The sequence below is a fragment of the Clostridium sp. AF27-5AA genome (assembly GCF_003478415.1).
In the GTDB taxonomy this organism is placed as follows: domain Bacteria; phylum Bacillota; class Clostridia; order Lachnospirales; family Lachnospiraceae; genus Otoolea; species Otoolea fessa.
In genome coordinates this window covers 15,914-42,213 of the sequence record NZ_QUFH01000010.1, presented here as the reverse complement: position 1 = coordinate 42,213, position 26,300 = coordinate 15,914, and the positions used below count along the sequence as shown (strand labels likewise).

The following is a 26,300-nucleotide window of genomic DNA, read 5'->3' as shown; positions in this document are numbered from 1 at the left end:
CATGACAGACAAAGAATGTATTTTTTGTAAGATCGCTGGCGGAGAGATTCCATCCTCAACGGTTTATGAAGATGAAGATTTTCGTGTGATTCTGGATTTAGGACCGGCATCGAAGGGACATGCGCTGATTCTGCCGAAGCAGCATTTCAAAGATTTATGTGAGCTGGATCCGGCGATTGCGGCCAAAGCTCTTCCATTAGCTGGAAAGATTGGTGCGGCGATGAAGAAAGCACTGGGCTGCACGGGTTTCAATGTGGTTCAGAACAATGGCATATCCGCAGGACAGACTGTTTTTCATTTCCATGTACACATTATTCCGAGATATGAAAATGGACCGGATATGGTGACATGGGCGCCAGGAAAAGCAACGCCGGAAGAGCTGGCAGAAATTAGCAGCTCCATCCGCGAAGAACTGACGCGATAGGAGTTTGGATATGCACCATGAGAATGAAAAAATGGCGCTTTTTGAAGCGCTTTACAGAGAGTACCTGGTACCGCTGAAGAAATATGCGTATAGAATTGGAGTAGGGTACGATGACATTGAGGATATGGTGCATGAAGCTTTCATTGAATATTACAAGCGCTATTCGTTAGATCTGGATCATAAAGTAAAGTTGGTTTTACTGATCCGCATTTTACGGAGCAAGTGGATCGATAACCGGAGGCAGATGCGGCGCCGCGAGATGCTGCATCTGGAAGATCCGGATGCGGAAGAAGAGATTATGAACCTTCTTTTGGAAGGGGAGATAGGAATTCAGCTTCTGGATCAGGAGGTTATCGATAGGGATATCTATTGGAACGTATGGAAGATTGTCAAATCTATGAAGAAGGACTGGCGGGATGTTTTGATTCTCCGTGTTTTGGAGGGCTTGACGGCGGAAGAAGCCTGTGCGGTTTTGAAAATCAAATCAACGGTATGCTGTACACGTCTTTACAGGGCAAAAGCAGAATTGCAGAAGCGCGTGTTGAGGGCAAAGCTGTTTGATATTTAAAAATCACATCGAAGCAGAGCCGTTTCGAATCTGTCCGATGTGATGATAAGCTTACATATTCAGTGTTTTAGTCTTGTACTATACAAACGTAGCAATGCTACTAACTGCGTGCGCAATCATGAATCAGCCCCATGATGGTTTTGACAGCATTGTTTAAGTGGCTTTCAGACATTTTATCAATGAACTGCTGGCGATTTTTATAGGTCTCTTCGATTGCCTGGCTGAGAGTATCTGCGGTTAAAACTTCTTCTTCCAGAACGGTGCTGAATCCCTGTTTTGCAAAGGAGTTGGCATTTAAGATCTGGTCGCCGCGGCTGGCAGCAGCCGACAGAGGGATCAAAATGTTCGGTTTGCGGAGTGCCAGAATTTCGCAGATGGAATTTGCGCCCGCGCGGGAGATGATCAGATCTGCCGCTGCAAAGAGATGGCGGAGTGGTTTATCCACATACTCATACTGAACATATCCTTCGGTGCCGATGAGAGACTCATCCAGATTGCCTTTTCCGCAGATATGTATTACCTGATAGGTTTTCAGAAGCTGCGGAAGAATGCCGCGGACAGCCTGATTGACCGTGACGGAGCCGAGACTTCCGCCGATGATCAGAATTACTGGGCGATCGGCAGAAAGATGGGCGTACTGGAGTCCCGCCAGACGATCCCCGTGCAGAAGCTCTTCACGGATCGGGGAACCGGTCAGAACCGCCTTATCTTCCGGAAGATATTTAAGTGTTTCCGGAAAGTTGCAGCATACCTTGGAAGCGGCTGGAATACAGATTTTATTTGCCAGTCCTGGGGTCATATCGGATTCATGGATGATGACAGGCACTTTATAATGCTTGGCAGCCAGAACGACCGGAACAGCGACAAAACCGCCTTTGGAAAAGACGATATCCGGTTTGTATTTTTTCATAAGCTTGCGAGCCTCAAAGTATCCTTTCAGAACGCGAAGCGGATCTGAAAAATTCTTAAGGTCAAAATAACGGCGCAGTTTTCCAGATGAGATTCCATCGTAAGGGATGCTGGCTGCCTCGATCAGGCGGCGCTCAATGCCGTTATAAGAACCAATATAGTGAATCTCAAAGTCTTCCTCGCGCAGTGCCGGAAGCAGGGCGAGATTCGGTGTAACATGACCTGCAGTACCACCGCCGGTCAGAATGATTTTTTTCATAGTAGTTTCCTCCACACATCAGCCGCTGGTTACGGTGTGAGGGGACAACCATAACCTGAAAACAACTGTTTTTATGCTTTATCATACCCGCAAAGGGTTACATTTAGTATAGTAAACGGAAAAAAAGAAAAGTCAACCTAAAAGTTAGGACGAGGACAGAGAGGAGGGATAAAAAGTGAGCAGAAGCCGGCGCGGAAAAAAAGCTGGAGAAGATGCAGAGCGCCTGCTGCAGGAAGCGTTTGGAGTCAGCGAAGATCAGCTGTTGAAGGATTTTATCCTTGCACAGACGGAAGTAAAAGACAGCGACATACCTCCAGGATCAGAAGATGGCTTTGAGAGGTTGATGGCAAAGTTAGAAGCGGAGGTGGGAACAAGCCCGGAAAGTGAAAAAGAATCATCCAGCGAGAACATTGTCAAACTGCACGAAGAAGCTCGCAAACCACGCCGGTTGAAATCGATTGTAAAAGTCTCTGTAGCTGCCGCCGCTATCGCAGTGATGGTTGTGGCGATGGGGATTTCGGTTGGGGCGAAGAGGGAGTATCGGTATGTGGTGCGGGAGAAGGACAGTGTACGGAATGAGATTGTCTTAAATAATGTTGAGGCTATTCCTGGAGAGGATGAATTAGATAAAGCATATATAGAAATAACTAAAAAAACAAAGGTTCGTCCGTTGAAACTTGCGTATATGCCTAAAAAGATGAAGTATGTAAAAGCAGATATAGGAGAAACGTGGGTTATAATGTATTTTTCTTATGAAAAATATCGTGTAAAGATATTAGAAGAAGTAGGTGGTACTGGTAATTCTACAAATGTTATATCTGATAGAAAAAAAGAAGAGTATATTTATAATGATTTGTTAAAAGAAAATATTTATTTTGAAAAATCAGAGCTTTCAGATGGGAAATTTGAATATAGTGCTAATATTGTAAAAGGGGATACATACTATCAAATTTCGGGGATAATTCCTAAAAAAGAGTTTAAAAAGATTGTTGAAAATTTATTTTTAGAAAATTATTAGGGGGAAATTTTATATGAGAAAAAAATTATATACACTGATATGTGCAGGAATGATTATAGCTGCAAGTATGATGCAAGTTTATGCAGCAGACACACAGTATATTAATGGAGTTTCGGTTGAAGAGGCGGATTATAGCAATGCTTGTTTATTAAATGAAAATGTTTCGGAGGGAATTGCGAGGGGGATAGAACCAAGGGGAAGTATTATTGATACGGCATTAACAAGAATTAGTAATTTAGGAAAAGGAGATATTGGAATCCTTATTCAGACAGTAGCTCATGTAGAGTGTGATAAAATAAAAAATATTGCAGTTCTGCAAAGAGAAGAGGATGGTAAATGGGTAGAAGTTTCTAGATATATATATGATGCTAGCAAAGAGGATTTTCCAACGGAAGATTTATCAGGAATGTCGAATGATTTTACAGTGAAAAACCAGAAAACAGGATATTATTATAGAGTAGTTGGCGTTCATTATGTAGAGTCAAATGGAAAGGGACAGTCCTTTATGACAAAAACAGAGGGAATCAAAATCACCGAATACGGCGACTAATTCTAAACGGGGACAGTGTTACTAAATTTATATTTGCAACACGAAATAGTATGAAAAAAGCGATCACATAAATACCCCCACCTGCAACCATCCAGGAATTTCTGATTCAAAATTCCAGATGTTTTCAGGTGGGGGTTCTTAAACGGTTTTTCATTATGCCAACAGGCGTGAAAGAATCTCCTCAAAAATTCCTATTTCACGTTCGCTTTATACTCCTTCAACGCCTGTGCCAGCTGATCCGGGCAGGAAGTTGGGCGGAAGCCGCACTGGATGCCTTCGATGCGGGAGATTGCCTCGTCAATATCCATGCCATCGATCAGGCGGGCAACGCCCTGTGTGTTGCCGGAGCAGCCGCCGACGAACTGCACATTCTTTACTTTATTATCTTCTACTTCAAAATTAATCTCACGGGAACAGACTCCCTTTGTCTTGTATGTCATGGTAAAACCTCCTCAAAATGGTATGTGTTTTAATCTGCTGTGGCGGGAATCCACCGCAGTAAAATGATTATAGTCTGCCAGTAAAGGTGTTGTCAAGATAACAAAAATCCAGTATACTTTCTTTTGAGAAGATACGGTGTAACTGTTCATAGGTAGGCACTTTTGGAATCGAAAGTGCCGTAAGAAAACATGGTGGCAGCAGGAATTTGTACAACGTGTGAACTGTGACGATACGGTCGTGTTAAAAAGAATAGAAGGATGAATAATAGAATGTACGCTCGGAGTCTTTTCTGCACTTGCTTTTGCGGCTTATTTTCCGCCAGCTGCACCCGAATTTCAGAGGCGGACGCAACGCCAACGCTTCAGAAATTTGGGCGCAACTGACAAAAAATTATCTCACAAAATCAAGCACAGAAAGATTCCGAGAGTACATTTAGAAAAAACAGGAGGATAAACAGATGTTAGGAATCATCGGAGCGATGGATGAAGAGGTGGCTCAGATCAAGGAGAAAATGACGGATGTTACCGTGACAAGCGTAGCCGGTATGGATTTTTATCAAGGCAAACTGGGCGGAAAGGACGCAGTTGTGGTTCGCTCTGGTATCGGTAAGGTAAATGCAGGTATGTGCAGTCAGATTCTGGCGGATCGGTTCCATATCAGCGCGATTGTGAACACAGGTATCGCCGGTTCCCTGCGTGCAGAGATCAACATTGGCGATATCGTTGTATCGACGGATGCGGTGCAGCATGATATGGATGCGAGCGGATTTGGATACCGGATCGGACAGATTCCGCGAGTAGATACCTTTGCATTTGAGGCGGATGAGAAGCTGCGCGAGCTGGCGATTGAGTGCAACCAGAAGGTCAATCCGGAGATTCAGGCATTTCCGGGACGCGTGGTAAGCGGCGATCAGTTTATCTCGGATAAGGCAAAAAAGGAGTGGCTGATCGAGCAGTTTAGCGCAAGCTGTACCGAGATGGAGGGCGCAGCGATCGCACAGGCGGCATATTTAAACGGAATCCCGTTCCTGATTATCCGTGCCATTTCAGATAAGGCGGATGACAGCGCAGGTATGGACTATGCGGCGTTTGAGGCGCAGGCGATCAAGCATTCGGTAAACCTACTGCTTGAAATGGCGTCCCGGTATGAGGCGTAATGAGTCATAGATATGATTCACAGACAGAATTTTTAATAACCCGAAATTTTGCATGATACGCATTATTAATACCTATTTAAAATCGAATTAAGGCAGAATTTGACGAACGATTTTCCCCTTTCTCATCTTCACAAAGACTCTTTCGGCGGCTATAATAAAGCCACGATGCAGGCGGGATTTGACAGGGCGCAAAAAGCAGAATGTGAAAAGCAGAATGTGAAAAGCAGAATGTGAAAAGCAGATTGTAAAAAGCAAATTGCAAGAGACAAACTGCGAAGCGCCTAAACCTGACCTGTGGCAAGCCATCCGGAAGTGATCCGGAAGTAGAGAAAGGGGAGCTTTTTTATGCTGGAATTTTTACAAACTGGAAAAGCGCTGTCCGTTCTTGCGGCGATCGGAATGATCGGATTTGTCAGCAAGTTGATTACACGGAGCCTCTACAAAAGATTATTAAAAGAAACTGACAACATGGCGATGACCCGGAACAAGAATCTTCAAAATCTGAAGCAGCGGTTGGAAAATACCTGCCGCCTGGGACAGAACATCGTGAACACGCAGGCATATCTGGACAAGCAGATTGACGGATTTTCATTTTTACATATTTCGCTGGATGCGTGGAACGGCGTGTCAATGGAAATGGTGCTTTTAGGGCTTCTGACCGGAGCAGCGGAGGCATTTCTGGCGTACTGGTATGAGCTGGATGCAAGCTATATTGTGCTGTATGCATCGGCAGCTGTCATGAGTGGTCTGTTTCTGGCATTTATCGAGAGCTGTTTCCAGATTGACCAGAAACAGCAGCGGCTGGAAACGGCGCTTTTGGAGTATGTGGATAATTCGGTGTTCCTTCGGGCGGCACGTGAGAAGGAGACGCGCGGACAGGAAATGTCAGGAGTTTCTGGAGTATCCGGCGGAATTGCTGGCGCGGACTCGAATGTGCGGGAAATGCCGAAACGGCTGCAGAGTGCTTTGCGGGCAGAGCGCGGTGTGAGCAGTCGGGATGGCGCAGAAACGAATAATCGGGATCTGGGAGAAACGGAGTTTGAAAAAGGAAAATCGCGGACAGAGATGAGAGTGAATCCGTTCCGTGAGCGGGATGCACGGGCACAGAATCTGATGCGGGCAGTTCGCACTGCACCGTGCGAATCGGAGGAACGGGACAAGCATGAGACAGATGGGCATCTTGCGGATCGCCGGATGGTATCAGGAAATGAAACGGGAAACAATACGGGTCCCAGGCAGGAAGCAAAGGAGCGTCCCAGCGACAAGGAAATGGAGTATTTGAAGCAGAGCCTCGCTCAGATTGCAGCAAGCCGGGATACGCGGGAAACACGAAATGGAGAGGCAAATGCAGGTGACTGGATGAAAGGTTTGAGCCGCGAGGAGGCGCAGGTCCTAGGAGATATTATGAGGGAGTATTTATCGGGATTGTAAATGATGAATCCAACTGAAAACCGGTTGCACATGGGTGTCCAGATTGCTATAATAAGGATAAGTTAAGTTTTTGACAAAGTAATCACGCCGCCTGCGGACGGCTGAAATGCAAAGGAGAGAAAACGTATGGAAAAAGATGTGATCTTTGATTATTCAAAAGCAGCTGCATTTATTCATGAGGAAGAGATCGCCGGTATCAAGGCGGGCGTGCAGGCGGCAAGAGAGACGCTGGTAGAAAAGACCGGCGCGGGCAATGATTTTCTTGGATGGATCGACCTTCCGGTGGACTATGATAAGGAAGAGTTCGGACGCATCAAAAAAGCTGCGGAGAAGATTCAGAAGGATTCCGATGTCCTGCTGGTAATCGGTATCGGCGGTTCGTATCTGGGCGCAAGAGCGGCGATCGAGTTCCTGTCCCATAGTTTTTACAATAATCTTCCGAAAGAAAAAAGAAAAACACCGGAGATTTACTTTGTTGGCAACAGCATTAGCAGCAAATACATCCATGATCTGATGGATTTGGTCGATGGAAAAGATTTCTCTATCAATATTATTTCCAAGTCCGGTACGACAACGGAGCCGGCGATCGCATTCCGTGTATTTAAGGAGATGCTGATTGAGAAATATGGTAAAGAAGAGGCAAACAAGCGAATCTACGCGACGACAGACCGGGCGCGGGGCGCACTCAAGAATCTGGCAAATGAAGAGGGCTACGAGTCCTTCGTGGTTCCGGATGATGTTGGCGGTCGTTTCTCCGTCCTGACGGCAGTCGGTCTGCTTCCGATCGCGGTCAGCGGCGCGGATATAGATGCGTTGATGCAGGGCGCGGCAGACGCGAGAAAGAATGCACTGGAGACTCCGTTTGAGAAGAATTCTGCTCTGTTATATGCGGCGGTCCGCAACATTCTGCTCCGGAAGGGCAAACAGGTCGAGATTGTGGCAAACTATGAGCCGAGCCTGCACTATGTATCGGAGTGGTGGAAACAGCTCTACGGCGAGAGCGAGGGCAAGGATCAGAAAGGTATTTTCCCGGCAGCGGTTGATTTAACGACCGATCTTCATTCGATGGGTCAGTTCATCCAGGATGGCGCGAGAATCATGTTTGAGACAGTTCTGGAAGTGGCTGAATCTCCGGCGGAGATCATTTTGAAGAAAGAAGATGTTGACACGGACGGTATGAACTATCTGGCTGGCAAGAGCGTGGATTTCGTCAACAAGAGTGCGATGAACGGCACGATTCTGGCACATACCGACGGCAGTGTGCCGAACCTGAAAGTGACGATCCCGGCGATGGATGCATACAGCTTGGGACAGCTCTTCTATTTCTTTGAATTTGCCTGCGGCGTCAGCGGATACCTTCTGGGTGTCAATCCATTCAACCAGCCGGGCGTAGAGAGCTATAAGAAAAATATGTTTGCACTGCTTGGCAAACCGGGCTATGAGGAAGCGAGAGAGGCGCTGCTTAAGAGACTGTAGGGGGCGGACATATAAAAAAGTATGCGTTCTGCGGCATTCTCTCCGGCATGTTCCATGAAGGAAACTGCAGCCCGGATATAAACATAGAAAACGGAACATAGAATAAAAAACGCTTTTATCAGCAAAAACTGATAGAGGCGTTTTTTTGTGTAATAGGAAATTCCTTGGAATTCCCCATTACACAAAAAGGCACATTCTTTTATGCCGCAGAACCTCGAAAAAACAATTTTCAAAAATTATAGATAATTTTTACATAAATCACCTCCTGCATTTTACAAACCATCTTTAAGATAGAATCTGGACACAGCACAAGTGATTTGACAGAAGAGAAGCGCGGCAAAGGACTCCCGATCACGATTTTGACATAGATGGCTGGTTCCAAGGTAAGACAGACTGGGAGATGGGACACCGCAGCAGGAGGAGAACGAATGAAGGTAAGTATGAGACGTCTGATGGCGCTTGCGATGGCAGGCACGATGACATTGATGGCAGGATGCAGCCAGGCATCCAGCTCGGCGACAGGAAGCAGCGACACACAGAGCGCGTCCGGAGAGAGCGGGGCAGAGAAGGCGGCATCCGGCGATAAAACGGTGATTGAATACTGGCACTGTAACGCAGAAACCCAGGGAGGTCTGGTCGTAGACGATCTGGTAAAGAAATTTAATGAGGAAAATGATCACATCGAGGTAGTAGCGAAATACAACCCGGATATGTACAAAGGTCTGATGCAGAATCTGCAGGCGGAAGCGGCGACCGGAAATACACCGGCGCTTGTTCAGATTGGCTGGGCATTTCTGGATTATTTCTCCAATAACTTTGACTATGTGGCGCCGCAGGATGCGATTGATAAATTCGACAGCGAGGATGCAAATTTCTTAACCGACAATTTCCTTCCAAATGTCTTAGACCTGGCGGTCAACAGCAACGGCGAGCAGGTCGGAATCCCGTACTCCTTAAGCAGCCCGGTTCTCTACATCAATAAAGATCTCTTAAAAGAAGCGGGCCTTTCCGAAGATGGACCGGAGACCTGGCAGGAAGTACAGGAATTTGCCGAGGCAGTCAAAGAGAAGACAGGAAAATATGGTTTCTATATGCAGGAACCGGCAGACTTCTGGGCGCAGCAGGCATTGGTTGAGAGCGCGGGAGCGGATATGTTGACTGCGGATGCATCCGGCAAGAAAAAAGCAAGCTTTGCAACCGAGGACGGCATTGCGGCAATGCAGATGATGCAGGATATGGTAAAAGATGGTTCTGCCCTTCATGTTTCATGGGAAGAGGGCTGCCAGAGCTTTATCGACGGCAACTGCGCGATGCTCTACACCACCATTGCGAGACGCGCTTCCGTACAGAAGGGGGCACAGTTTGACGTAGCAACCGTGAAATCCCCGCTGTGGAACGACAAGGAGCGCAAGGTTCCGGCAGGCGGCTGTTTCTTAGCCATCACCGCGCAGAGCGACGAGCAGATTCAGGCGGCATGGGAGTTTGAAAAGTATCTTTACAGCGTAGAATCAATGGCAGCATGGACCGAGGGAACCGGTTATGTACCGCCGAGAAAAGATGTGGCAGAGGCAGAAAATGGATTGAAAGATTTTCTGGCTGAGAACACAATGATGAATGCAGCGATTGAGCAGATGGACGGCGTTGTATCATGGACCGCATTCCCGGGCGATGCAGGCCTTGAGGCAGAGCAGCTTCTTCTGGATATGAGAGACCAGATTCTGGGCGGTCAGGTATCTGCGAAAGATGGTATGACGAGCACACAGGATGCGATCAACCAGCTGCTGGATGCACAGTAGGGACAGGCAGCCTGACGCTTGGAACGGCTTTCGGGTGGCAGAAAAATCATTACAAAATTTAGGACAGAAATGAGAATGGGGTTGTTGCGGAATAGCAGAACGTGTTTTGGCAGAATGGACTGCGTGCAGATAAGACGCAGGAAGCGGCCGGAGCGCGAAAGAGCTGTTTGGCGGCAGCCCCTTCATAAAATGCATTGGAATGGAGGAAATAGTTTGAATCGGGAGGACAAAAAACAGGCAGCGCTTGGATATGTTTTTTTGCTGCCGTCGCTCGTCATGTTTGCGGTATTTATGTTTTATCCGCTTTTTTACACGCTGTATTTGAGTTTTTTTGAGTGGAACATGGTAAAGCCGGTCAAGAAGTTTGTGGGACTGGGGAATTATATTTCCGTTTTGAAGGATCCGAATACATGGAAAATCTTTGGCAATACATTCTGGTACATCGTGATTCTTCTGGTGTTTAACTTTGTGATGCCGTACATTTTATCATTCATTCTTTCGTGCGTCATCAAAAAGGGACAGAGTTTTTACAAGGCGGTCTTTTTCCTGCCGAGTGTGATTTCGCTGGTCGTCGGCTCGATTCTGTATACATGGATTCTGAATCCGATTTCGGGTCCGGTCGCGATTGTGGCAGGCTGGTTTGGGCTGAAACTGCCGTTTTGGTCGAAAACGGAGGGCTGGGTCATCGCGGTACTCTGTATTATCACGACCTGGAAGACGTTTGGCTACAATTTCATCAACATCCTAGCGGGCGTCTCCGGTGTCTCAATGGAGGTCATCGAGGCGGCGCGTCTGGAAAATGTGCCGATGTGGAAGATTTTTAAGGATATCGTCGTGCCGATGAGTTCTGCAACTGGAATCTATGTGTTTATTACGACGATCGTGCAGGGACTCCAGTATGTGTTCACGCCGATCAAGGTCGTCACACAGGGAGGACCGAACTATGCCAGTTCGAACCTGATTTATATGTCGTACCATGAGGCGTTTACACTCTATAAAACAGGAACTTCCTCGGCGGTATCGGTCATGACGATGGCACTCTTTATCATTCTTTTGGTGCTGGAATTCCGGTTTGTAGAAAAGGGGGTTTACTATGAAAACTAAAGACAGACAGATCGGCTGGCATCTGTTTCTGGTGGTGGTCGTTTTCCTCCTTCTGATGCCGATCGTATTTGCAATTTCCAACTCTTTCAAGACGATGCAGGAGGCGTTCAACACGGTTTTTCAGGTGATTCCGCTGCATCCGACGCTGGAAAATTATCGGCATGTATTTGACAAACTGCCGTTTGTGAAAATCACGCTGAATACGTTTCTGATCGCATCGACGGTCACGATTTTTAAGACAATCACGGGACTTCTGGCGGCGTATGCGTTCGTCTATTTCCGGTTTAAGGGAAAAGGATTTTTGTATTTTATTATGTTAAGTACGCTGTTCATCCCGTTTACGGTCACGATGATTCCAAATTATCTTCTGATCTCTAAAATCGGTCTGCGCGATCGTATCTGGGGCGTCGCACTGCCGCAGCTGGCGGATGTGCTGGGAATTTTCCTGCTGCGCCAGGCAATGCGTGGAATCCCGCTGGCACTCATTGAGGCGGCACGGATGGAAAATATCCGGCACATGAAAATCATGCGCGACATTGTGATTCCGCTGGTGCGTCCGTCCATCATTTCCACCGGCATCATTTTCTTTATCAATTCGTGGAATGAATATGTGTGGCCGGTGCTGATCTTAAAATCCAAGGAAAATTATACGCTGTCGCTGGCATTGCAGATGTACATCAGCGCCGAGGGCGGTACGGAATTTACGATGGCGATGGCGGTGTCGGTGCTCACGATGCTGATTCCGCTGGTACTGTATATCATTTTCCAGCGCTATATCATCAATACATTTGCGGCGTCTGGATTGAAGGGATAATGGGAGATTGCGCTGGACATAAGAAAGGGATAGATTAATTCAATGAAAAATATTGTATTTGAAAATGTTAAAAAAGCGTATGGCAAAAATGTGGTCGTGGAGGACCTCTGCATGGAGGTAAAGGAGGGCGAACGCCTGATTTTATTAGGTCCGTCCGGCTGTGGAAAATCGACGACACTTCGCATGATTGCGGGACTGGAAAATGTGACCGCCGGAAACCTGTGGATGCGCGACCAGGTGGTAAATGATGTGCCGTGCGGCGAGCGCGGTGTCTCGATGGTGTTTCAAAACTATGCGCTGTTTCCGCATATGAGCGTCAAGAATAATATCATATATGGTTTAAAAGCGCACAAGATGGATGAGAACGAGATCGATGCGCGCTTAAAAGAAGTCCTCAAAATGCTGGAACTGGAAGGGCTGGAGGATCGGAAGCCGAAGGAGCTTTCCGGCGGACAGCGCCAGAGAGTGGCATTGGCGAGAGCCGTGGTAAAGCGCGCCGACTATTTCCTTCTGGACGAGCCGCTGTCAAACCTGGATGCACAGCTTAGGATGCGTGCGAGAAAAGAACTGGTAAAAATCCATGAAATGTACCACCCGACGTTAGTCTACGTTACGCACGACCAGATCGAGGCGATGACGGTTGGCGATCGGATCGCGCTCATGTACCGGGGCAAGATGGAAATGCTCGATACCCCGTCACACGTGTACAATCGTCCGGCAAGCGTGTTCTGTGCGAAGTTTATCGGTTCGCCGTCCATGAATATCGTGGAGGCGGAATATCATAACGGGGCGCTTGTCATCGGGAAGCAGAAGGTAGAACTTCCGGGTATCTGGCAGCGGATCGCCGCGCAGTGCCCGTCGGGACTGCTGTACGCCGGTGTCCGCCCGGAACACGTGATGATGAGCCGCACCCCGCAGGAGCGGTCGATCGAGGGCATGGTCCGTTACGTGGAGGATTACGGAAACCGGTACGGTGTTTATATTCAGGTCGAGGGAGACAAGAACGAGCTGATTGCCATCCGCGAGGGCGAGATTCCACAGCCGGGTGAGAAGGTATACATCCATGTGGAGACGGAAAAGCTGCATCTGTTTGACCGCGGGACGGAGAAATCGCTCGGTTACCCGGAGATGGTGATCCGCGCACAGGAAAAGCTGGCGGTGCCGAAATTGGAAAAGGCGATCGCCCAGTAAGAATAGAGATAATAGAGCGAAAAAAGTGTTTTCAAAACAAGATTATGAACGTATATTTTGAAGAGGAGACATGCAATCATGAGAAAAATTCTTATCAGCACTAATATGTATAAAGGCAGCGAGTTCGGTCAGGTTCTTCCGTATCTCAAACGGTTTCCTGGACAGGTGGGAGTCGAGGTGTTTCCGATGTTTCATGAGGAATGCTTTGAGAAGAACCTGCGGGACGCCATGCCGCTCTTAAAGGAAGTCCCGGTCAGCTTCCATGGTCCATATTATCAGGCAGAGCATTCGGCAGCGGAGGGGACTGTAGAGTATGCGCGCACGATGGAGCTGCTTGAAAAGACGCTTTCGTATGCGAAAGAGCTTTCAAGCAAATATCTCGTTTATCATCACAACAACTGCCGCATCATACCGGGCGAGAAGGAAGACCGCGTCCGTGTTTCCTGTGAAAATTATTACACCGTGAAACAGCTGTGTGAGGAGGCGGGAACCCAGGTGGTCGTGGAGAATGCCGGAGTTCTGGAGCGCGGAAACCGTCTCTTCGATGAGCAGGAATTTATCGATCTGTGCCGCCGGGAACAGTATGCGGTGCTCATCGACATCGGGCACGCCTGGGCGAACGGCTGGTCGCTTAAGCGGGTCGTAAACGCGCTGGCGGACCAGATTGTGGCGTACCATCTCCACAACAACGACGGTGTCCACGACAGCCATCAGAGGATTCATGAGGGAACACTTGATTTTGACTGCTTTTTAAAATTGGCAAAGCAGGCGACGCCGGATGCCGAGTGGGTCATGGAGTATGCGATGGACGTTTCTGGAAATGTGCGGGGGATTGAGGAAGATCTGCAGTTTCTTTTGAAAATGGGAAGTGCTGCACGATGACACAGTGGCAGTGAATTTTGCCGAAAAGCCCCGCCTTGTCAACTCTTAAAAAAGCTGATATACTGGACATAAGATTGTGAGAAAAGATGTCCGGAGAGAACATCCGGACACGGTAAAAATGAAATTTGACAGCGGGAAAGGAACGGCAGGATGTTTCGTCTTTGGGGAAAAATGATGAAGGAAAACCGGATGCTTAGGGATATTGTGATCAGCAACGGTGATTATACAATGTCGAGAACGGCGATGGTGTTTGACGCGATCGACCAGATTTGCTATGCCTTTGATCTGGGGCATCCGGTCTGGCTGGATAAGACGATCGAGGAGTTCAAACGTCACGATAAGGCGCGTTTTACCCAGGACAACTTTATCGAGAGCATCGATTTCGATTATCTGGAGATACAGGTGCTGGAAGAATAAAGGGCAGGCAGCCGTTACAAAAAGACAAAGACCGGGAGGGGCGAGATGGCACAGGCGATAACGGATGTGAAAACATTTCTGGAAGACGCCAGACAGGCAGTGGTGGAGCTGGCGGAGTTTGAAAAACAGGAGGAGACGCTTGCTCAGGAAGAGAAAAAGCGTCTGCGCGTGCTGGAGACGGAGCGGAAAGCGGTGGCGGATGCCGTGAATTCGACCGTGAAAAAGCGCCGGGATGAGATTGAAAAAAGCTATGACGATGAGCTTGGGAAGCTGCAGGATAAGCTGAAACGCACGCGGACACGCCGCGAAAAGGCGAAAAACCAGGGCATCAAGGAGCGGATTAAGGAAGAAACGCAGGAGCTTCACGCGCACAACCGAGAGCTTGCCGTGCGGATGCGGACGCTGTTCCAGTCGGATCGTGTTCCATTTGTCTGCAAAAGCCCACTGTACTATGCGCTGTATTTTCCGAGGGGATTCAAAGAATTTCTGACGGTGTTGATTACCTTTGCGATCTGTTTCCTGTTGATCCCGTGCGGCATCTACAAGCTGCTTCCAGAACAGAAGACTTTATACCTGGCGATGATCTACGGCGTGGATGTGGTTGTTTTTGGCGGACTGTATATCCTGATTGGAAACTGGACGAAGGATCGCCATCTGGCGGCGCTGCAGGAAGGACGTTCGATCCGCAGTCTGATCGCGGCGAACAACCGCAAGATCGCGGTGATCACCTCCTCGATCCGTCGGGATCGCAGTGAAGCGCTCTACGATCTGGAAAAATACGACGATGAGATCTCCCAGATGGAGCAGGATCTGGAGGAGACGGCGAAGAAGAAAAAGGACGCATTAAACACCTTCGAAAATGTGACAAAAACCATCCTGACCGATGAGATCACCAGCAACAGCCGTGCAAAGCTCGAACAACTCAAAGAAGGCCATCAGGAGGTCGAGAGCCGCCTGCACTATACCGAGACGGTAATCAAGGAAAAGAGAATCTTTATCACAGATACCTACGAGTGCTACTTAGGCAAGGAATTTCTGAATCCAGAAAAGTTGGACGCGCTAAAACATATTCTGGATAACAGCACAGCCGTTAATTTAAGCGAGGTCATCGCAGAGTACCGCGAACGCGGCGGAAAGTAAACTGTGGAAATTATTTCATAAAAATAAATAATTAGATATAGGAACAACCAGAAAAAAGATGTGACACCGGGCGCTGTAAAGCTGCCTTCTGTCACATCTTTTTTCGTCCGTGTATATATCCTTCAATTTTCGCATAATTTCCTGCCACCCCGCCTATAATAAAGGTAAAACAACCCCTGTCCAACAGGCAGGGAGAAAACAGGACGGTGTGGGAGATGAACAGACGGGGACGCAGCCGGTTCGGTGGCAGTCCGGAGATATATTACTACAATTCAGCCCGCCGGGACGCGGTGGGAGAGCTGGCAGGGCAGTTAAGTGGGCTGATTCAGGAAGAAATGACCCAAAGGCATAAAAAGAAACTGGTTTTCCTCTGCATCGGCACGGATCGCTCGACCGGAGACAGTCTGGGACCGTTGATCGGATATAAACTCAAACAGGAACGGCGGCGCGGTACGCTGGTATTCGGAACACTTGATCGCCCCGTGCACGCGATGAACCTGGAACATTACGTGCAGGTTTTAAAAAATGGGTACCCGGATGCGCTGGTGGTGGCGGTCGATGCCTCGGTTGGCGATGAAAGCCACGTCGGCTATGTCACGCTGGGGCGTGGGGCTTTAAAGCCGGGGCTTGGCGTCTGCAAGGAGCTTCACGCGGTCGGAGATCTCTTTATCACCGGGATCGTGGCGGGCTGCAGCCATTACGATCCGATGATGCTGCAGAGTATCCGCCTGGCACTCGTCATGCAGCTGGCAGACTGCATCAGCGCGGGGATCGGGCTTGTCGAAAATTTCTGCCTGGATGCTGCCTCCGTTTGACAAATTTTGCATGCAATCGGCGTTATGATAGGCGGAAAGAAATTCATCATACTCCTGAAATTACGGAAAATCATGTTACTGTATTTGTGCAGGTATTTTCAGCACTGAAAATGCTGCGCGGTGCAGCAATCAAATCATGGAAGCAAGTACAGACCCGGTTTCAGGAGAATCTATCATAGCGGGGTGAACATATGGGAGAATATTCTGGTTCCCGCGCAGAACTGCCGAAAAATATCCGGCAGATCGGCGAGCGGGATGAGGTGGTCCGGTTGTATGTGGAGGATTATGTAAACACGTATTTGAAACAGGTATATCCATCCGGCGGACCGGGACTCCGGGTCGGGCTGCTGCTCGGAAATTCGGATCCACAGCAGGAGGTTCCGTGCCTCTTTGTGGACGGGGCGCTGGAGATGGAGGAGGTTGTGCCGTCCGGGGAGAAGATTGTCTTTTCGGAGGCGGCATGGAAAAAGGCATACCAGCGGATGGAGGAGACATTTCCGAAAAAGACCGTGCAGGGGTGGTTTATCTGCGGCGCGCCGGGGTGTATGTTAAGTCCCCTGACCTACTGGCGGCTGCACAAGCAGTATTTCGGTGGGAAAAACCAGCTTATGTACATAAACAGCGGCGTGGACGGTGAGGCGGCATACTATGTGATGTCGGAGGACGGGTTTTACCGTTTGAAAGGATATCATATATACTACGAGAAAAACCAGATGATGCAGGACTATATGATTCTGCGGAAGGACGCCCGCCGGGTGGAGACAGGCACCGGCGATCGGGTGATCCGCGATTTCCGTAACCGGATGGAAGAGCGGCAGCAGGAGGCGGCGTCGCGTTACGGGACGATCCGGGCGCTGGGGACGCTGTGCGGCGTGCTTTCGGTCGCAGTGCTTGCCGGCGGCGTGGTGCTTTTCGGCAATTACCAGAAAATGCGCGAGATGGAGAGTGTGCTGGTATCCGTCCTCCCGGATGGTGTGCGGGGCACTGCGGACGGGAAAGAGGCGGTCACGGTGGAACAGCTCCGCGGCAGTGTGACGCCGCTTGAGAGCGGCGATGTGGATGCAGACGGAACAACAGCGGAAAACGGAGGACAGGCGCATAAATGGACACTTGAGAGCGCGGCGGATGGAGATACAGAGGGCACTGCCATAGCAGGCAGACAGAATGGACAGGCTTCCGGTGGGCAGAGCGAAGAGGACGGAAAAATGGCGGAGACGAAAGCCCCGTACATTTTGCCGGAGCCGGAGGCACAGCGCGACCTGCCGAATCCGGGCGGCAATTCGACGGCGGGACAGGACTATCCGGTCACAAACTTGAAGCCCGGCGGCACGTACACGGTCGGGGACGGGGAGACGCTCTATGGGATCTGTTTTAAGCTTTATGGCAATATCCGTCATCTGGACGATATCCTTGCGGTCAACCATCTGACCGATGAAAACCGCATTATCGCAGGGCAGACGCTGGTGCTGCCGGATGTGTCCGGAGAATAGCAAAAAGATAATGCCAAACCATCTAAAATAGTGTATAATCAAGATGGCAGTCCAGCTACAGGAGATAAAAAAATGAGTGAGATGAACCCGATTGAACGGGAACAGAAGAAAAAGCAGCTGAGAGGGCGTGTGATCGACACCGCCACGCAGGATATGTTTCCCCGCCGGGGCATAAGCCACGGGGAAAATGAGGAAGAGGTGGCGGAGAAAGCCGAGCGCCATTCCAGACGGAAACGTCTCCGCAGGGTGCTGACGGCGGTGTTAATCGCGGCGCTTTTGGCGGCTGGTTTTATGTATTATAAAGATAACCATGCCTACACGGACTATACGGTGGCGTGGGAAAAAGAGATTGCGGCGAGTGAGAGCAGCACGACGGAATTTGTACCGTTTGGGGAAAATGTCCTGAAATACACGAAGGACGGAGCTTCCTATCTGGATAAGTCCGGCAAGGCGGTCTGGTCGATGAGTTATGAGCTGAAATCACCGATCTGCTATGTCAACGGCGATTATGCCGTGATCGGGGACCAGCAGGGCAATGATATTTATATTGTGGACAAGACCGGAAGCCAGGGACAGGCGACGACGCTTCTGCCGATCCTGCGCGTCAGCGTATCGGCATACGGCATCGTGGCGGCTCTGGTGGAGGACAGCAATGCTTCGTATGTGACCTTTTTCAAGAAAGACGGCAGCGAGCTTGACTGGGCGATCAAGACGGTTATGTCGGGAAATGGTTACCTGATGGACGTTTCCTTATCGCCGGATGGTACGCAGGTCATGCTTTCCGACCTGTATCTGCAGGACGGGGCACTCAAAAACCGGATTGTATTTTACAATTTCTCCGAATATGGAAAGAATTATCCAGACCGTCTGGTCGGAGGTTTTGATGAGCTGGGAGACAGCATCTGTCCGCGCGTCCGGTTCCTCGACGAGGATCACGCGTGTGCATTTGCGGATGATCAGGTGGCATTTTTCTCTTTGGAAAATGTAACAAGCCCGGCGCTGGTGCGCCAGGCGGAGATCGACGGGGAAGTCCGCGGCGTGGCATGGTCGAAGGACTATGTGGCGGTCATCTCGGACAACACCGAGGGCGGAAGTGAGAGCCGTTTGAGCATGTTTAAATCCGATGGAACCGCTATGGGTACGGCAGATTTCTCGTATTCGTGGCGTAACATAAATATACAGGGCGATTTCGTCATCCTAAATAACGAAAATTCCTGTCGGGTCTACAGTCTGTCCGGCAAGGAGCGGTTTGCCGGGGAGTTTGATTTCTCTGTGGCGCAGGTAACACGCGGCCGCGCGTTCAATTCACTGATTATCAGCGGCGGCGACCGGATGCGCGAGATCCGCCTCAAATAACACACGTTTAGTTTTTAAAATTAAGATACATAGCAGGAGGTTACTTATGAATCAGATTGACACATTATCCGTAAACGCGATCCGGATTTTATCCGCAGACGCAATCCAGAAGGCAAATTCCGGTCATCCGGGACTTCCGCTGGGATGTGCAGCAGCGGCTTATGAACTGTGGGCACATCATATGAACCATAACCCAGCTAACCCGAAGTGGGAGAACAGAGACCGTTTCATCTTATCCGGCGGTCATGGTTCCATGCTGCTGTACTCTCTGCTGCACCTGTTTGGCTACGGAAATCTTTCCAAAGAAGATCTGATGAACTTCCGCCAGTTAGATTCCAAGACTCCGGGACATCCGGAATATGGTCATACCGTTGGCGTTGAGGCGACGACCGGTCCGCTGGGCGCAGGTATGGGTATGGCAGTCGGCATGGCGATGGCTGAGGCACATCTGGAAAGCGTATTCAACAAAGAAAATTATCCGGTAGTTGACCATTACACCTATGTATTGGGCGGCGACGGATGTATGATGGAAGGCATTTCCTCTGAGGCATTCTCTCTGGCAGGTACCCTGGGACTTTCCAAGCTGATTGTTCTCTATGATTCCAACCGCATCTCCATCGAGGGAAGCACCGACATCGCATTCCGTGAGAATGTACAGGAGCGTATGCAGGCATTTGGTTTCCAGACGATCACGGTAGAAGACGGCAATGATATCGACGCGATCGGCAAGGCGATCGAGGCTGCAAAGGCAGATACCGAGCATCCGTCCTTTATCACCATCAAGACGCAGATCGGCTTCGGCTGCCCGGCAAAACAGGGCAAGGCGAGCGCACACGGCGAGCCGCTGGGCGTGGAGAATGTGGAAGCACTCAGAAAGAACTTAAACTGGCCGAGCGAAGAGCCGTTCTTCGTACCGGAAGAGGTATACAAAAACTACTCCGAGATCGCAGAGCAGAAGGCAGAGGTAGAAGCTGCATGGAACGTGATGTTTGCCGCTTACTGCGAGGAATATCCGGAGATGGAAGCGCTCTGGAACCAGTATCACAATGCAAAGGCGGGCGAGGCGCTGAAAGATGACGCCGGATTCTGGGCAAAACAGGAGAAACCGGAAGCAAGCCGTGCGATCTCCGGACGCCTGATCAACTACATCAAGGATGTTCTGCCGAACCTGTTTGGCGGTTCTGCTGACCTAGCACCGTCCAACAAGACTAACATGAAGGATGCGGGCGACTTCTCCAAGGAGGACAGAGCTGGACGTAACCTGCACTTCGGTGTCCGCGAGCTTGCGATGGCAGCGATCGGAAATGGCATCATGCTGCACGGCGGTCTGCGTGCGTATGTATCGACCTTCTTTGTATTCAGTGATTACTGCAAACCGATGGCAAGACTGTCTGCACTGATGGGCGTGCCGCTGACCTATGTATTTACGCATGACAGTATCGGCGTTGGTGAGGATGGACCGACCCATGAGCCGATCGAGCAGATGGCAGCGCTGCGTGCGATGCCGAACTTCCATGTATTCCGCCCGTGCGATGCGACCGAGACAGAGGCAGCTTGGTACAGTGCTGTTACTTCCGAGCACACACCGACCGCACTGGTGCTGACCAGACAGAATCTGGAGCCGATGGCAGGCAGCAGCCGTGAGGCATTAAAGGGCGGCTACATCATCGACGACTGCGAGGGCACACCGGAGTTAATTCTGATTGCCAGCGGTTCCGAGGTAGCGCTGGCGGTTCATGCAAAAGAGACTCTGGCAGCAGAAGGTCAGAAAGTCCGCGTTGTCTCCATGCCGTGTATGGATCTGTTCGAGGAGCAGAGCGAGGAGTACAAGGAGTCCGTACTTCCGAGAGAAGTACGCCGCCGTGTAGCAGTAGAGGCGCTTGGAAGCTTCGGCTGGGACAAGTACACCGGCTTAGACGGCAAGATCATCGCGATGGAACGTTTCGGCGCCAGCGCACCGGCAGGGCTTCTGTTCAAGAAGTTCGGCTTTACCGTTGAGCATGTGGTAGAGGTGGCTAAGAGCCTGAAATAATGCTGATTTTGGTAAAAAAATAAGATAAAAGACAGGCACCTGTCTGTCGGTAGAAAAGAATGCGGTACCGCTTAAGCAGAAATGCGCCTTTCTCCGGCAGGCAGGTGTATTTTGCTTTCCAAACCTTGCAAAACGGGGATGCATTGCGTATAATAAGAGCCAGCGCAGAAAAAAGATGAGGGCATAGAAGAAAGGCTGCCAGTGCAGCCGTAAGGGAAGGGATCCAGACATGGAAAAAAAATGTATTGGGATAGACGTCGGCGGAACGACGGTTAAGATTGGTATTTTTGAGACGGACGGAACGCTTGTTTATAAGTGGGAGGTTCCGAGCCGCAAGGAAGAGAATGGGGCGTACATTCTTCCGGATGTAGCCGCTTCGATCAGGAAGAAATTGAACGAGCGGGGAATTCCGATGGATGCCGTGATCGGCGCAGGCATGGGATTTCCGGGACCGGTGCAGCCGGACGGCTATGTGGAGGTCTGCGTCAACTTAGGATGGCGCGATCTGAACCCGCAGAAGATTTTGAGTGAGTTATTAGATGGAATGCCGGTCCGCTCCGGTAATGATGCTAATGTGGCGGCGCTCGGCGAGATGTGGCAGGGCGGCGGCAAGGGCTGCCATGATATCGTGATGGTGACGCTGGGAACCGGTGTCGGCGGCGGCGTGGTACACGATCAGAAGATCGTTGCAGGACGCCACGGACTGGGCGGCGAGATCGGTCATATCCATATCCGCGAGGGCGAGAAAGAAACCTGCAACTGCGGCGGACACGGCTGTCTGGAACAGGTAGCGTCCGCGACCGGTATCGCCAGGGAGGCGAGACGGAAGATGGCGGCAAAGCCGGATGCATCGGTGATGCGTGCCTACGGTGATGCGATCACCGCAAAAAATGTGCTGGATGCGGCAAAAGCCGGGGATGCACTGGCGCTGGAGGTTATGGACACCGTGTGCTATTATCTCGGATGGGCGCTGGCGACCATTTCGATGACCGTGGATCCGGAGATTTTCGTCATCGGAGGCGGCGTATCCAAGGCGGGGACTTTTTTAACGGATTGGATTGACCGCTATTACCGCGAATTGACCCCGATCTCTGAGAATAAGGGCGAGGTTCGCCTGGCAACATTGGGAAATGATGCAGGTATCTATGGGGCGGCAAGACTGATCTTAGATTAGGCGTAACTGTGAAGGTGCTGAACAGTTACGATTAGACGCCTTGTTTTGAGTGACAGAGTGCAGGGTAAAGGGGCTGGACGTTTGAAGAAAATAGGGATAGAAAAACGTTCAGATATGCCGAAAAATGCTGTAGACAAGAGGAGACCCCGGAGCGGTCAAGCATCCGGGGCAATTATGAAAAATCTATGTGCAAAATCACTATAAAACAAATTTGAAAAGTGAAATCTTTTATGCTTTTAGTATAAAAATAAGATATGAATAAAATATGAACACCGTGTAAACAGATTATGAAAATTGGCGATTTTGTACAAAAAAGTTTCATGAATCAGAGGTTTCTCTATCAAAACAGAGGATAGAAAGAAAAATGGCAGAATTTGCAGCGCACGGTGCGAATCAGGAGGAAAAAATGGCAGCAGAAAAAGCAAAGAAAACGATTGTAATTGGACATAAAAACCCGGATACGGATTCGATTTGTTCTGCAATCGGCTATGCGAATTTCAAAACACTTCAGACGGGCGGCGAATATGTACCGTGCCGTGCCGGAGAACTGAACCCGGAGACAACCTTCGTACTGGATTACTTTAAGGTAGATGTGCCGAAACTGATTAAATCCGTCAAAACGCAGGTCAAGGATATTGAGATCCGCGAGACTCCAGGTGTTTCCAAGAATATTTCCCTGAGAAAAGCATGGAACCTGATGCAGGAGGACGGTCTGGTAACACTTCCGGCTGTTACCGATAAGAATATATTGGAAGGTCTGATCACAGTCGGCGATATCACCCGTTCTTATATGAATGTATACGACAGCAGCATTCTTTCCAAGGCATGCACCCAGTATGCAAATATCATCGAGACCCTGGAGGGCGCGATTTTTGTTGGCGATGAGAAAGCGTACTTTGATAAAGGAAAAGTCCTGATTGCGGCAGCTAATCCGGATATGATGGAATATTATATTGAAGAGAACGACCTGGTTATCCTCGGCAACCGCTATGAGTCGCAGCTGTGCGCGATCGAGATGGGCGCAAGCTGTATCATCGTGTGCGAGGGCGCTGGCGTTTCCATGACGATCAAAAAACTGGCACAGGAGCGCGGCTGTACCGTCATCACAACTCCGTATGATACCTACACGGCAGCTCGTCTCATTAACCAGAGTATGCCGATCAGCTATTTCATGAAGACTGAGAAGCTGATCACCTTCGATACAGATGATTTCATCGATGATATTAAGGATGTGATGGCAAGCAAGCGTTTCCGTCATTTCCCGGTACTCGATAAAGAAGGCAAATACAAAGGCCTGATTTCCCGCCGTAACTTACTGGGTGCGCGCGGCAAGAACGTGATTCTGGTCGATCACAATGAGCGCGGCCAGGCGGTAGACGGCATCGAGAATGCCAATATCCTGGAACTGATTGACCACCATCGTCTGGGTACTGTGGAGACAGTCGGACCGGTCTTCTTCCGTAACCAGCCGCTGGGCTGTACGGCAACGATCATCTTCCAGATGTACCGCGAACAGGGGCTGGAGATCGACAAGACCATCGCAGGTCTGCTCTGCAGTGCGATCATCTCCGATACGCTTCTGTTCCGTTCTCCGACCTGCACACCGATGGATCGGGCGGCAGCGGTTTCTCTGGCTGAGATGGCAGGCATCAAGCTGGATGAGTTCGCAAACCAGATGTTTGAGGCAGGCAGCGAGTTAAAGGGCAAGAGCGATGCAGAGATTCTGTATCTGGATTTCAAGAAATTCTCAGCTGGAAAGACAAACTTCGGCGTCGGTCAGATCAACTCCCTGAATGCAGAGGAGCTTGGAAAGCTGAAGAACCGTATGCTGCCGTTTATGGAGAAGGCGCGTGAGGACGAAGGTCTGGATATGATCTTCTTCATGCTGACGAATATCCTGACGGAGACGACCGAACTTCTCTGTGTTGGACAGGGGGCGGCACAGGTTGTGGCAGATGCGTTCCACGTAGGTGATGCAAATGAAGAGCTGAAGCAGACGGCAACACTGCCGGGCGTTGTTTCCAGAAAGAAACAGCTGATTCCGGCACTGACAGTGACACTGGAGCAGTAAATCAGGTGACAGTGCGCGGACGGGATTGTTTCATACGGAAAATCCAGTGATAGTTCGTGCAGGGCAGGAAGGTCGGACGGAAAGGAAGGATATCATGACATTTGTATATCCGGCGGTTTTTACGCCTAAGAAAGATGGAAAAGGGTATGATGCATATTTCCCGGATTTGGAGTGCTGCGAGGCGGAAGGTCCGGATCTGGAGGATGCGGTGGAAAATGCGCGGGAGGCAGCGTACAACTGGATCAGCCTGGAGCTGGAGGAAGAGGGCGATCTGCCGGCACAGACGCATATCGATGATATGAGCCTGCCGGAAGGAAGCATGGTGAAACAGATCATGGTCCGGATCAAACTTCTCCCGGACAACGATTAAGAGGATATAGGGATGGCACAGAAGAGAGCGGCTGGAAAGCCAGAAGAGCGTCGCCGGGGAGGAGCAAGGCAGAACCCGGAAGGACAGTTGAAAAAACGGATGGAGACCCGGAACACTCCGGGACCGCGCGCCCAGTGGAAGCCGGGCAATATGATTTATCCGGTTCCGGCGGTGCTGGTCACAGTGGCGGACTGCGAAGGAAACAGCAACATCATCACGATTGCCTGGACGGGCACGATCTGTACGAACCCGCCGATGGCGTACATTTCGGTGCGCCCGGAGCGCTATTCTTACCATATGCTGCGGGAGAGCGGCGAATTTGTCATCAACCTGGCGACGGAGTCGATGGCGTATGCGACCGATTACTGCGGCGTCCGCTCCGGCAGGAATGTGGATAAATGGAAGGAGACAGGGCTCACACCGGTTCCGGCGCAGACGGTGAAAGCGCCGGTGATCGCCGAAAGCCCGGTCGCGATCGAGTGCCGGGTGACCGAAGTCAAGGAACTGGGGTCACATCATATGTTTCTGGCAGAGGTAACGGGTGTCAGCGTGGACGAGCAGTGGCTCAACGAGCGCGGCAGCTTGGAGCTTGCAAAGGCGGAACCGATTGTGTATTCGCATGGCGGCTATTATGGGCTTTCAGAGCTTCTTGGAACATTTGGATGGAGTGTAAAGAAAAAGAAGAGGTGCCAAAGATGAAAAATAATGTAACCCTGATTGGTATGCCGTCCGCAGGAAAGAGCACGGTCGGAGTGCTTTTAGCAAAGAGACTGGGCTATTCCTTTATAGATGTGGATTTGCTGATTCAGGAACAGGAAGGTAAGCGTCTGCGCGAGATCATCGAAGAACAGGGACTGGACGGATTTCTCGATGTGGAGAACCGCGTCAACGCGGGGGTGGAAGCCGAGCAGGCGGTCATCGCACCGGGTGGCAGCGTGATCTACGGAAAGGAAGCGATGGAACATTTAAAATCCATCGGACTGGTTGTCTATCTGAAAATTACCTATGACGAGCTGGTAAAACGCGTCGGCGATGTCAAGGACCGCGGCGTGGCGCTGAAAGACGGCATGACACTTCTGGATCTCTACCATGAGAGGATCTCGTATTTTGAGAAATACGCGGACATCACGATCGACGAGGAAGGTAAAGAGCTGGGGGCGGTGGTTGATGAGCTGCGCGAAATATTGGAAGAGCGCGGTTATGTGCTGGGAAGTGCGCCGGAGGAAGAGTAACAATTTCACATGAGAATGGGGGCAGCCGGTTCTGCCGGACGGGTTTCATAACGGGTTACAGTGAGAAAAAAATCAGTTGCAAAACAGTTGAAAATCCAATACAATAGAATAGTAACCATTTTTATAGAATGTTAACAGTCGGGGGTGCAAAGATGCGGAATCTTTTTTGCATCCCTTTTTTGAA

Annotated in this window: 25 protein-coding genes; 23 read left to right on the top strand and 2 right to left on the bottom strand. The window is 49.9% G+C overall.

The window, feature by feature from the left end:
- Position 1: 1 nt before the first annotated feature.
- The gene (locus DWY89_RS10520; RefSeq protein WP_022360422.1) at positions 2 to 424 is read left to right on the top strand and encodes an HIT family protein; all 423 of its coding nucleotides are present in this window, start codon (positions 2 to 4) and stop codon (positions 422 to 424) included.
- 10 nt (positions 425 to 434) lie between these two features.
- Positions 435 to 992 (top strand): RNA polymerase sigma factor, encoded by a 558-nt coding sequence (locus DWY89_RS10515; RefSeq protein WP_227589698.1) that lies wholly within the window; start codon positions 435 to 437, stop codon positions 990 to 992.
- Positions 993 to 1,092: 100 nt separating this feature from the next.
- On the opposite strand, the gene DWY89_RS10510 is transcribed toward DWY89_RS10515, so the two are convergent.
- Positions 1,093 to 2,160: an undecaprenyldiphospho-muramoylpentapeptide beta-N-acetylglucosaminyltransferase gene (locus tag DWY89_RS10510; protein ID WP_117796602.1), complete on the bottom strand. Its 1,068-nt coding sequence runs from the start codon at positions 2,158 to 2,160 to the stop codon at positions 1,093 to 1,095.
- A 175-nt stretch (positions 2,161 to 2,335) separates the two neighbouring features.
- Here DWY89_RS10510 and DWY89_RS10505 point away from each other — a divergent pair, with 175 nt between their 5' ends.
- Together DWY89_RS10505 and DWY89_RS10500 are read left to right on the top strand one after the other, a co-directional pair.
- Entirely contained in the window at positions 2,336 to 3,178 is an 843-nt protein-coding gene (locus tag DWY89_RS10505) for a hypothetical protein (protein ID WP_117796603.1), read from the top strand.
- 13 nt (positions 3,179 to 3,191) lie between these two features.
- On the top strand, positions 3,192 to 3,728 hold the full coding sequence (locus DWY89_RS10500) for a hypothetical protein (RefSeq protein WP_117796604.1): 537 nt from the start codon (positions 3,192 to 3,194) through the stop codon (positions 3,726 to 3,728).
- A 191-nt stretch (positions 3,729 to 3,919) separates the two neighbouring features.
- On the opposite strand, the gene DWY89_RS10495 is transcribed toward DWY89_RS10500, so the two are convergent.
- The gene (locus DWY89_RS10495; protein WP_022360027.1) at positions 3,920 to 4,168 is read right to left on the bottom strand and encodes a TIGR03905 family TSCPD domain-containing protein; all 249 of its coding nucleotides are present in this window, start codon (positions 4,166 to 4,168) and stop codon (positions 3,920 to 3,922) included.
- Positions 4,169 to 4,626: 458 nt separating this feature from the next.
- On the opposite strand from DWY89_RS10495, the gene DWY89_RS10490 reads away from it, so the two are divergent.
- The 19 genes from DWY89_RS10490 (at position 4,627) to DWY89_RS10400 (ending at position 26,116) form a co-directional block, all read left to right on the top strand.
- On the top strand, positions 4,627 to 5,325 hold the full coding sequence (locus tag DWY89_RS10490) for a 5'-methylthioadenosine/adenosylhomocysteine nucleosidase (RefSeq protein WP_022360026.1): 699 nt from the start codon (positions 4,627 to 4,629) through the stop codon (positions 5,323 to 5,325).
- A gap of 345 nt (positions 5,326 to 5,670) precedes the next feature.
- Positions 5,671 to 6,756, top strand: coding sequence for a hypothetical protein (locus tag DWY89_RS10485; RefSeq protein ID WP_118523953.1), 1,086 nt, complete (start codon positions 5,671 to 5,673; stop codon positions 6,754 to 6,756).
- 126 nt (positions 6,757 to 6,882) lie between these two features.
- Positions 6,883 to 8,232: a glucose-6-phosphate isomerase gene (locus DWY89_RS10480; protein ID WP_117796606.1), complete on the top strand. Its 1,350-nt coding sequence runs from the start codon at positions 6,883 to 6,885 to the stop codon at positions 8,230 to 8,232.
- Between the two features lie 428 nt (positions 8,233 to 8,660).
- The gene (locus tag DWY89_RS10475; protein ID WP_117796607.1) at positions 8,661 to 10,028 is read left to right on the top strand and encodes an ABC transporter substrate-binding protein; all 1,368 of its coding nucleotides are present in this window, start codon (positions 8,661 to 8,663) and stop codon (positions 10,026 to 10,028) included.
- A 213-nt stretch (positions 10,029 to 10,241) separates the two neighbouring features.
- Complete coding sequence (locus DWY89_RS10470) at positions 10,242 to 11,132, top strand: sugar ABC transporter permease (RefSeq protein ID WP_022360022.1); 891 nt, start codon at positions 10,242 to 10,244, stop codon at positions 11,130 to 11,132.
- Positions 11,122 to 11,946 (top strand): carbohydrate ABC transporter permease, encoded by an 825-nt coding sequence (locus DWY89_RS10465; protein WP_117796608.1) that lies wholly within the window; start codon positions 11,122 to 11,124, stop codon positions 11,944 to 11,946. Before DWY89_RS10470 ends, DWY89_RS10465 begins: the two co-directional genes overlap by 11 nt.
- Before the next feature lie 42 nt (positions 11,947 to 11,988).
- A complete protein-coding gene (locus DWY89_RS10460; RefSeq protein ID WP_117796609.1) occupies positions 11,989 to 13,137 on the top strand; it encodes an ABC transporter ATP-binding protein in 1,149 nt (382 codons plus the stop codon).
- A gap of 78 nt (positions 13,138 to 13,215) precedes the next feature.
- Positions 13,216 to 14,019 (top strand): sugar phosphate isomerase/epimerase, encoded by an 804-nt coding sequence (locus DWY89_RS10455; protein ID WP_227589700.1) that lies wholly within the window; start codon positions 13,216 to 13,218, stop codon positions 14,017 to 14,019.
- Between the two features lie 150 nt (positions 14,020 to 14,169).
- On the top strand, positions 14,170 to 14,436 hold the full coding sequence (locus DWY89_RS10450) for a hypothetical protein (protein ID WP_107001749.1): 267 nt from the start codon (positions 14,170 to 14,172) through the stop codon (positions 14,434 to 14,436).
- A gap of 45 nt (positions 14,437 to 14,481) precedes the next feature.
- Positions 14,482 to 15,576 (top strand): hypothetical protein, encoded by a 1,095-nt coding sequence (locus DWY89_RS10445; protein WP_117796611.1) that lies wholly within the window; start codon positions 14,482 to 14,484, stop codon positions 15,574 to 15,576.
- Between the two features lie 215 nt (positions 15,577 to 15,791).
- Positions 15,792 to 16,391 carry a spore protease YyaC gene (gene yyaC, locus DWY89_RS10440; protein ID WP_118523964.1) on the top strand — a complete coding sequence of 200 codons (600 nt, stop codon included), beginning with the start codon at positions 15,792 to 15,794 and terminating at the stop codon, positions 16,389 to 16,391.
- Between the two features lie 191 nt (positions 16,392 to 16,582).
- Positions 16,583 to 17,881 (top strand): LysM peptidoglycan-binding domain-containing protein, encoded by a 1,299-nt coding sequence (locus DWY89_RS10435; protein ID WP_118523954.1) that lies wholly within the window; start codon positions 16,583 to 16,585, stop codon positions 17,879 to 17,881.
- A gap of 72 nt (positions 17,882 to 17,953) precedes the next feature.
- Positions 17,954 to 19,237 (top strand): DUF5711 family protein, encoded by a 1,284-nt coding sequence (locus tag DWY89_RS10430; RefSeq protein ID WP_022360015.1) that lies wholly within the window; start codon positions 17,954 to 17,956, stop codon positions 19,235 to 19,237.
- Between the two features lie 46 nt (positions 19,238 to 19,283).
- The gene (gene tkt / locus DWY89_RS10425) at positions 19,284 to 21,269 is read left to right on the top strand and encodes a transketolase (protein WP_118469382.1); all 1,986 of its coding nucleotides are present in this window, start codon (positions 19,284 to 19,286) and stop codon (positions 21,267 to 21,269) included.
- A 229-nt stretch (positions 21,270 to 21,498) separates the two neighbouring features.
- Positions 21,499 to 22,443, top strand: a complete 945-nt coding sequence (locus tag DWY89_RS10420; protein WP_117796613.1) for an ROK family glucokinase — start codon at positions 21,499 to 21,501, stop codon at positions 22,441 to 22,443.
- A 406-nt stretch (positions 22,444 to 22,849) separates the two neighbouring features.
- Positions 22,850 to 24,514, top strand: a complete 1,665-nt coding sequence (locus tag DWY89_RS10415) for a putative manganese-dependent inorganic diphosphatase (RefSeq protein WP_118482330.1) — start codon at positions 22,850 to 22,852, stop codon at positions 24,512 to 24,514.
- A gap of 94 nt (positions 24,515 to 24,608) precedes the next feature.
- On the top strand, positions 24,609 to 24,884 hold the full coding sequence (locus DWY89_RS10410; RefSeq protein ID WP_107001743.1) for a type II toxin-antitoxin system HicB family antitoxin: 276 nt from the start codon (positions 24,609 to 24,611) through the stop codon (positions 24,882 to 24,884).
- Between the two features lie 12 nt (positions 24,885 to 24,896).
- The gene (locus DWY89_RS10405; RefSeq protein WP_333489860.1) at positions 24,897 to 25,583 is read left to right on the top strand and encodes a flavin reductase family protein; all 687 of its coding nucleotides are present in this window, start codon (positions 24,897 to 24,899) and stop codon (positions 25,581 to 25,583) included.
- The gene (locus tag DWY89_RS10400; protein WP_022360009.1) at positions 25,580 to 26,116 is read left to right on the top strand and encodes a shikimate kinase; all 537 of its coding nucleotides are present in this window, start codon (positions 25,580 to 25,582) and stop codon (positions 26,114 to 26,116) included. The genes DWY89_RS10405 and DWY89_RS10400 overlap by 4 nt, the downstream gene beginning before the upstream one ends.
- The last annotated feature ends 184 nt before the right edge of the window (positions 26,117 to 26,300 follow it).